The sequence below is a fragment of the Tunicatimonas sp. genome (assembly GCF_049647865.1).
Classification (GTDB): Bacteria; Bacteroidota; Bacteroidia; order Cytophagales; family Cyclobacteriaceae; genus Tunicatimonas.
In genome coordinates, this window is record NZ_JBARYM010000703.1 from 1 (window position 1) to 8,481 (window position 8,481).

Below are 8,481 nucleotides of genomic sequence, written 5' to 3' on the forward strand. Positions count from 1 at the left end.
CTTTTGCCCGTCCGCAAGCCCTCTTTCAGTTCTTGCTTAGCCTCTGCATCTAATGCTGGTGTATTCACTCTTCCCATAGGAAGCCAATATATATAATAATCTAAACTAATTTTGAAAATGTACTTAATGTATGTAGCTTTTAGATAAGTTGCTTCACAGTACGAATTCATCTAATTTCGCGAAAAGTTGAACTAGTTGGCAGGCAATCAGTTATATTATTTTCCCGACAAAGTACATTCACCACCCCGGTGAAGCATTGGTTAGACGTTCATGTGGATTAGGCTGGCTCATTTTATCATTCGGTTTCGGTTATGGTTAATGCTACTACTAGCGGTAATTACCGCCGTAATGGCTTACAAGATTCCTAGTCTTGAGTTAAGTTACGATTACGTTGAGGCGGTGCCCGACGATGACCCGGCTATGGTTTACTACCAGCAGTTTAAAAAACAATTTGGCGAAGATGCGAATGTACTGGTTATTGGTGTACAGGATTCAGCATTATATCAAAAGGAAAACTTTAGGCGGTTCAAGTATTTTAGCGATGAAGTAGGCAAACTGTCGGGTGTTAAATACATTATATCGCTACCTCAGCTTCAGATGCTGAGTAAGAATACTGAAGCAAAGCGCTTTGAACTTACCCCCCTGTTTACTTCTATTCCCGATGAACAAGCCGAACTGGATAGTCTGCTACAGATAGCCCGAAATTTTCCGTTGTACGCTAACCAACTTATCAACCCGGAAAACGGAGCTACGCTCATGCTGATTGCGGTAGAAAGTAACACACTAAACTCGGATAAGCGCGAATTACTGGTACCTGATATCCAGCAGTTGGGTAGTAGCTTTTCAGAAGTAACCGGAATTGACTTACACTACGCGGGAATCCCCTTTGTTCGAACGGTTATCAACGGTCAAATTCGGGCGGAACTACAGCTATTTCTGATTCTATCGATAGTAGTTACCGCCCTAATCCTCTGGATATTCTTCCGCTCCTGGGATGCAGTAGTGTTTCCGATGGTTGTTATTGGGGTGATGGTGGTTTGGTCGGTAGGTACCCTGGCGTGGATGGGCTATCAGATTACTGTTCTATCGGGGCTGCTCCCCCCTATCATTGCAATTATTGGTATCCCTAATAGCGTTTACCTTATCAATAAATACCATCAGGAGTACCGTACCCACGGCGATAAGGTGAAAGCCCTGAACCGCATTATTCAGAAGATTGGAATGGCTACGCTAATTACGAACGTCACTACGGCTATCGGTTTTTTGGTGCTCTGGTTTGCCGATATTTCTATTCTGGAGGAATTCGGAGTTGTAGCTGGCGTAAATATATTAGCTACCTTTCTGGTTAGTATCATCGTTATACCTTCAGTATTTTCTTACCTACCCCCACCCAGCGACCGGCAACTAAAGCACCTTCGCTTTCCTCTTATCGATTGGTTTCTCACCAAACTTGATCTTCTGGTTCATCGGCATCGCTACCGAGTGCTGGGAGCATCGGTATTGGTAGCCATTATCTTCTCCATTGGTTTACTACGAATTGAGTCGGTATCGTATTTGGTAGATGGGGTTCCGGCAGATAGTCAGATCAAGCGTGATATGCAGTTCTTCGAGGATAATTTTTCCGGGATTATGCCAATGGAGATTGTAGTAGATACGAAAAAGAACCGGTCGGCCACCCGGATAGCCACGCTACGGAAAGTAGAAGAACTTGAGAGTTACCTAAGTCAGGAACCGGCTATTGCCTCGCCCGTTTCTCTAGCGGGATTTGTGAAGGCGGCCCGGCAAGCCTTTTATAATGGTGACACCGCGTTTTACACCTTACCCAATAAACGGGATCAAGCATTTGTGCTTCGGTATTTGAAGAATACCCAAGATAGCTGGGGCGAAAGCGACTCAGCATCGTCGCCCAGTTTGCTCAATGGATTAGCCGATAGCACCGGGCAGCAGATACGAATTTCTTTGCGGGTAGCCGATGTAGGCTCTAACGAAATTAGGAGACTGGTAGAAGAGGATATTCGTCCTAAGGCCGAAGAAATCTTTGACGATCCAGAAACCGACGTCTTCATCACCGGAGCCAGTTTACTGTTTACGAAAGGCAACGAATTTCTGATTGATAACTTACTGGTAAGTCTGATGATTGCCTTTGGTATTATTGCGGTTATTATGGCGTTACTATTTGGTAGTGTACGGATGGTCTTTATTTCTTTGGTTCCCAATGTTATCCCGCTCATTGTTACCGCGGGAATTATGGGCTTCGTGGGGATACCGCTCAAACCCAGCACAGCAATCATCTTTAGTATTGTGTTTGGTATTTCGGTTGATGATTCTATTCACTTTCTAGCCAAGTACCGACAGGAACTAAAAAGCAATCGCTTCTTTGTGCCTATCGCCATTAGTAATAGCCTACGGGAAACCGGCACCAGCATGATTTACACTTCAATCATTCTGTTTTGCGGTTTTATCATTTTTGCGGCTTCTAGCCTGAGCGGCACTCAGTATTTGGGTATTCTCACCTCACTCACCTTAGTAATTGCCATGTTTACCAACCTTACGGTGTTACCCGCTTTGCTTATGGTTTTTGACAACGGAAAGGGCATTGCTGGAAAAAGCTCGCAGCCCCTGTTTCACCTTATTGAACACTACGATGAGTTCTATCAGGAAGACGATGATGAAGAAATTGATCTAAAACGTTTGCAGATTTCGGGTAGAACTAATCAGGAGAATGAAGTTACAGAAACGGTAAAGAAAAAGGGTTAGAATATTTTGTTTATCAGCTCTTATTTTGTGATCTAAAAGTGATCTGCTACTTCTTTAGGAATGTTGGATAGGGTGCCGATTTTTATGGGATTATGATTGGGGATAGTAAGATTGATGAGTGCCTTGCTTTTGGGTAGTTAAGCGAATATGACTTCCCGACTGACGGGTAACATCGTATCCTAGCGACCGCAGAGCTTTGATAAGCTTTTGTCCAGAAACGCTCCGGGGCACCTTCATGCGGCAAAAGTTGCCTCTTTTACTAAGTGTAGTCGTACTATTTTGGTTCGCTGAATTTCCTCCTCAAAATGGCAATAAATCGCTTCTTTAACATTTAATTTAAGTGATTCCCAAGTATCTCCTTCAGTGAAAATAGCATGATCCAAAGCCCGGGATTGATACCCGCCTTCTAGTTCTTCCTCTACTACAAAGATAATCTCAGTCATATCTAGCTTTTTTACAAATTTACTAATTCTATTAGATATGGGTTAGTTATTTAGTTGCATAAAATTTTCCAGAGTGTGTAATATTTCACCTCATTGAGCGACTTGTTTTTTGGTAGGGGCATTAGCTTTACTTATCGTCAGGAAAATATAGGCTCCTCCTACTAGCAACGCTAATCCACTAGCTGCCGCATGAGCGGTAAATATAGATTTATTATCAATAATTGGCTGAAGCAGTATTGGAGAGAAGAACTGCCCCAGAAATACTGCTGTGGTCATCCCACCTATAATTTTACCCCGCTTAGCCGGATTCGTCACTTCAATAAGCCATAAGTTGCCGTTGGGCATCAGTAGGCCTGCGCCAAAACCTGCTATTGCCGTACCAACCATCACGGGCCAGAAACTAGCAGTTAGAGCAACCAATCCGTAACCTACGGTCATCAGTCCGAAGGTAAGTCCGTAAATGGCGGGAAAAGTCATCCGCTTTTTCAGCACAGGATGCAAGAGAGAGGCGGCAGCGGCAAATACCGTGGCAACAATTACTCCCAGCCCTAACAAAGATTCTTTTTCAATACCAATCTGTTTTAGGAGAAAAGGAGATTGTACCGGAATTACGTAGAACAAGGCCATTCCGAAGAACGTGGCAGCGTAGGCCCAAACGATCGGGGTTCTTTTGAAACCACGGGTATCACTCTCTGATGAGTCTTTTGAATTTGCTTCATTAGTGCTAGGTTCTTTCAAAAACGCAAGAACGAACCCGATCACCGGTAATGAGAATAGGTAGAGCAAAAATGGGTACCGCCAACTTATATCAGCGAGTAGGCCGGACAGCGCAACGAATACCGTTCCACCCAGAGCCATAAATGCAGCCTGGGTACCTAAAAATGCGTTTCGCTCATCGCCTTCAAAGTAGTCTCCGATGAGGGTAGTAGCGGTAGTCATAATAAACCCTACTGAGATTCCCAGTACTGCCCGACTAGCCAGCAAATGATAAATATTATTTAGTAGGAAGCCCGCACCACCGGCTAAGGCGTACACAACCATTCCCAGCACGAACAACTTAATCTTACCGAAGCGATCGATGAGTCCCCCAGCAATGGGCGAAAACAACGCAATCGATAAAGCGGGTGCCGTAAGCACTAAGCGCGTTAAGAAATCAGCATTTTGTACTTCAGAAAAGTGATCGGCAATAATGGGTAGGGCTGGGGCAATGAGCGCACCTGACATTACCGTAAGGCTGCTAGCCAGTAGTAGGGTAATTTTTACCCAGCGAGAAGATTCCATAGAAAGGGAAACAGAACTTTCTACTGATAGTTTATTGAATTTTTCAATATCCCTTTACTAGTATTTATGGACACTGGCGTATTAAGTATTTGTTAAGAAGGTTATCTTTTTGTTACCAATCGCGAACCTACTAGTTTGGCTTAATTGCCCTTCTATATTTGTACAATACCAAGAGTTTTCTAACCTAACCAAACTAACTATGAAAAAAGCGTGGATACTACTTTGTATCTTTTCTCTGTCGTTCACTTCCTGCCGAGAAATTATTGATGAGATCCTGGATGATATTCACTCCGGTGATGATGACACTAAAGAAATAGCCTTTACCAAGATCGGTTCAATTATATTGGATGCCAACGGCGAATCGGAAGGTGCCGCTGAGATTTCAGCCTACGATCCTAAAACCGCGCAACTCTTCGTGGTGAATAACGCGGGTGACCAATCGAGCATTGACATCGTTGATTTATCCGATCCAACGAGTCCTACATTGGTAAAGAGTATTGATATAACTCCCTACGGAGCCGGGGTAAATAGTGTAGCGGTGAGCAAAGGGCTATTAGCCGCGGCAGTAGAAGCCGAAGAAGCTACCCACCCAGGGGTAGTTGTGTTTTTTGATACCGAAGATTTATCTGAAATTAGTAATGTAACGGTTGGTGCCTTGCCCGATATGGTCACATTTAGCCCCGATGGGCAATTGGCTTTGGTGGCTAACGAGGGTGAGCCGAACGATGAGTATACCGATGACCCGGAAGGCTCGGTATCTATCATTCAGATTCATCAGTCGTTTGCCGTTACTACGTTAGGTTTTGAAGGATTTAATAGTGCTGAAGATGCGCTGGAGCACGATGGCTACCGAGTATTTGGCCCTCACGCTAATCTAGCCCAAGATACCGAACCGGAGTACATCACTGTATCGGATAACTCGCTGGTAGCTTGGGTATCGCTTCAGGAGAATAACGGACTGGCCCGTATTGATCTGGTAACCAAAACCATTACCGGAATATTCCCGCTCGGATTTAAAGACTATAGCTTAGCGGAAAATGCTATTGATGCTAGCGATGAAGATGGCACTATTCAGCAAGCTCCCCGCCCTGCTTTCGGAATGTATCAGCCCGATGCTATTGAGGTTTACAGATCAATGGGTTCTAATTATGTAATCACCGCTAACGAAGGGGATGCCCGCGATTACGATGGTTTTTCGGAAGAAGAACGAGTGGAAGATTTAGTGTTGGATGAAACTGTTTTTCCAAATGCAGCTATGTTACAACAGGAAGAAAACCTAGGCCGCTTACAGATTACGACCACACTAGGTGATACGGACAGTGACGGCAAATACGAAGAACTATATTCTTACGGTGCTCGCTCGTTTAGTATCTGGGACGGAGGCACTGGAATGCAAGTATACGATAGTAACAATGAGATAGAAGATATTATCATTGCTGAAGGCTTGTACGAAGACGGTCGTAGCGATGCTAAAGGGGTAGAACCCGAAGGGGTAGCGATAGGAAAAATTGGCAAGCATACTATCGCCTTCATTGGTCTGGAGCGGGTAGATGCCGTAGTGGTATACGATGTAAGTGACCCTTACTACCCGGTGTTCCTGCAAGTGCTAAAAAGCGGTGATGCTCCCGAAGGTTTACTCTTCATTTCCGCTAAAGATAGTCCTAACAGTAAAGACCTATTCATTGTGAGTTCGGAAGACGATGGGCAAGTGATTATTTTTGAGAATTAGAATGTTGAAGAGCTACAGGTTTAAGGTGACAAGTTCGGACCACCTTAAACCTGTAACCTCTAAGCCGAAAATGGCTTATCTTCTGAGTGTGAAATTAGCGAGAAGTACTCGGCTCCGGCGAAATAAACCTTAAGGTGTCGGTAGAAGAATATAGCATCATATTTTCACCAGTGATCTCGTAGGTTTCGGCATTTACTAGTATTCGTTCAAATAAACTTTCTAGACTTCCTACGCTGTCTGATTTAATCTTCTCCATACCTTTCATCATCAATATTTCGATGGCACATTGTTCGTCGAACGTATACTCTCCCCAAAATCCTTGGGTCATTTTGCCCCCAAACTGATAATTACCTTTGCCTGCCTGACTCGTTCTGAAGTAGATAAAAAAGTTATGTTCGGCTAGTTTCACACCGAATGGCGCAGAATTGCCACTAATACTTATCAACTGCCACCGTTGCTGAATAGCGGCCGGAACTGAATAATAATCGCTCCTCGATTTATCCAGATAGTCGTTAAAACTTTGTCCGTGAAAAGTGATTGGTACTGAAAGTCCACATCCCAGTAGAAAGCAAAGGATCAACAGCAGCCACGTCACTCTCATTTCTAAATAGTTTATAACTCAGGCGTGCAATAAGTGTACCTTTCACCAAAAATTCTAAGAGTCCATTGATGTTTACGGTACTTCCGCCCCACAATTCTTTAAAGCTTCTTCCAGTGCCCAACCGGTGAAAGATGCGTAGTTGAAGTCAATATACTTACGCCGTTCACCCGGCGGGTTCATCATGCTCTTAATTTTCTTCTGCATCTGAGGCGCTAAGGAGCAAGACTTCTCACCGATCAGCTGTAGGCTACGAGCAGCCTGCAACGCCAGCCAGTTTCGCTCATCGCCCAGCCACTTTTCATAAACTGGGTAAGCAGGTTCGCAGTCACCTAGCAGACAAAGCGTTTCCGCCGCCATTAACTGCACGGCAGCCGACTCATCTTCTAATGTGGCTTTTATCTGCGATTGATACGCACCAGCTTTTTCTCCCAAATCTCGCAATCCCACCATCGCCCAAAAACGCACTCCACTATCTGGGCTTTCTAAAGCTGTAACAAGCTTCTGCGGATCGGCCATACCCACCATTTCGGCCGCATTCAGTACCTTCTTAACATCAAACGACGAGCTACGGGCAACTTCGTAAGGGGATGAATTCTCAGCCCGCAGTAGCATTTCAGTTTCGTACAACAAGCCAATATCCTTTTTCTCTACCATCCATTCGTTCAGCTGGTTGTGCAAATCCTGTTTAATGTCTTGGTACTCATCAGCATCAGCTAGATTATTTAATTCCTGCGGATCTTGTTGCAAATCATATAGCTCCTCGGCTGGTTTACGTTGCCACATTTCCATTGATTCTTCCGATAGCGTTCTGGCTTCTCTGTACTGCCGCAATAGCCGATAGCTTTCCTTCTGATCACCCGAAATAAGGCCCGGCTGAATGTAGGGCAGATACGGCATATAGTGACGAATGTAAATGTATTGATCATTCAACACGGCCCGAGACATTTCGTACATATCGTCGGCCCGGCTGCGGGCTCCGTACACATAAGCGCGCGGTTCAGCTACTGATTCTCCCAAAAAGGTTTGCCCCTGCATATGTTCGGGAATACTGACCCCAGCCAAATTAAGTGTTGTTGGCGCAAAATCTACAAAGCTGACCAGTCGTTCGGCTTCTGTACCCATTGCCTGAGGAGCCAGATGCTGGTACTTTTCGGGAATATGCACGAGTAGAGGAACGTGCAACCCAGTTTTGTATAGCCAGCGTTTGTAACGGGGCAAGCCAAAACCGTGGTCGGCGAAGACAAAAACAATCGTGTTTTCGGTTAAGCCATCTGCATCCAGACTATCTAATATCTCGCCCACTTGCCGGTCAAACTCCGTAATCAGATCGTAGTAGCGGGCCCAGAGTTCGCGGGTTTCCTGCGTTTCGGGGTAGTACGGTGGCACCGGGGCATTGGCTGGATCGTGTAGCATATTCTCAGGCAACTGAGCGGTAGCTTCCTGATGACGTTCAATAGAGTTACCGCGCCCTTCGTGGGTTGCCCCAATAGTGAACATACTAAAGAATGGCCTTTCCGCCGGGCGGTTGCGCCAGGGAGCTACGTCTCCTTTCCAATAATCCCATACCCCTTCCGGACTGAAATTAAAATCAGTTTTCCCGTTGTTGGTCGTAAAATAATTCGCACTATCGCGTAGGTACTCCGGAAATGTTTCAATGAAATTGGGTTTGG

Annotated in this window: 7 protein-coding genes; 2 read left to right on the plus strand and 5 right to left on the minus strand. The window is 45.0% G+C overall.

What is annotated here, in order from left to right; all coding sequences use genetic code 11:
* Window positions 1-270 precede the first annotated feature (270 nt).
* Complete coding sequence (locus WBA23_RS20535; protein ID WP_424584152.1) at window positions 271-2,757, plus strand: efflux RND transporter permease subunit; 2,487 nt, start codon at window positions 271-273, stop codon at window positions 2,755-2,757.
* Between the two features lie 90 nt (window positions 2,758-2,847).
* Here WBA23_RS20535 and WBA23_RS20540 read toward each other — a convergent pair whose 3' ends face one another.
* From WBA23_RS20540 to WBA23_RS20550, 3 genes are all read right to left on the minus strand, one after another.
* Window positions 2,848-2,994, minus strand: a complete 147-nt coding sequence (locus WBA23_RS20540) for a type II toxin-antitoxin system HicA family toxin (RefSeq protein WP_424584153.1) — start codon at window positions 2,992-2,994, stop codon at window positions 2,848-2,850.
* Window positions 2,991-3,200 (minus strand): 2-oxoisovalerate dehydrogenase E1 subunit beta, encoded by a 210-nt coding sequence (locus WBA23_RS20545; RefSeq protein WP_424584154.1) that lies wholly within the window; start codon window positions 3,198-3,200, stop codon window positions 2,991-2,993. Before WBA23_RS20545 ends, WBA23_RS20540 begins: the two co-directional genes overlap by 4 nt.
* Window positions 3,201-3,290: 90 nt before the next feature.
* The gene (locus tag WBA23_RS20550; RefSeq protein ID WP_424584155.1) at window positions 3,291-4,481 is read right to left on the minus strand and encodes an MFS transporter; all 1,191 of its coding nucleotides are present in this window, start codon (window positions 4,479-4,481) and stop codon (window positions 3,291-3,293) included.
* A 199-nt stretch (window positions 4,482-4,680) separates the two neighbouring features.
* Here WBA23_RS20550 and WBA23_RS20555 point away from each other — a divergent pair, with 199 nt between their 5' ends.
* Entirely contained in the window at window positions 4,681-6,210 is a 1,530-nt protein-coding gene (locus WBA23_RS20555) for a choice-of-anchor I family protein (protein ID WP_424584156.1), read from the plus strand.
* Window positions 6,211-6,304: 94 nt separating this feature from the next.
* On the opposite strand, the gene WBA23_RS20560 is transcribed toward WBA23_RS20555, so the two are convergent.
* On the minus strand, window positions 6,305-6,811 hold the full coding sequence (locus WBA23_RS20560) for a hypothetical protein (protein ID WP_424584157.1): 507 nt from the start codon (window positions 6,809-6,811) through the stop codon (window positions 6,305-6,307).
* Window positions 6,812-6,883: 72 nt separating this feature from the next.
* The coding region (locus WBA23_RS20565; RefSeq protein ID WP_424584158.1) for a sulfatase/phosphatase domain-containing protein at window positions 6,884-8,481 on the minus strand (1,598 nt) is incomplete at its 5' end.

Bases quoted from the DNA above. Each gene is read 5' to 3' on its own strand.
- WBA23_RS20535 (WP_424584152.1), top strand. From the start codon at position 271: ATGTGGATTAGGCTGGCTCATTTTATCATTCGGTTTCGGTTATGGTTA.
- WBA23_RS20540 (WP_424584153.1), bottom strand. From the start codon at position 2,994: ATGAAGGTGCCCCGGAGCGTTTCTGGACAAAAGCTTATCAAAGCTCTG.
- WBA23_RS20545 (WP_424584154.1), bottom strand. From the start codon at position 3,200: ATGACTGAGATTATCTTTGTAGTAGAGGAAGAACTAGAAGGCGGGTAT.
- WBA23_RS20550 (WP_424584155.1), bottom strand. From the start codon at position 4,481: ATGGAATCTTCTCGCTGGGTAAAAATTACCCTACTACTGGCTAGCAGC.
- WBA23_RS20555 (WP_424584156.1), top strand. From the start codon at position 4,681: ATGAAAAAAGCGTGGATACTACTTTGTATCTTTTCTCTGTCGTTCACT.
- WBA23_RS20560 (WP_424584157.1), bottom strand. From the start codon at position 6,811: ATGAGAGTGACGTGGCTGCTGTTGATCCTTTGCTTTCTACTGGGATGT.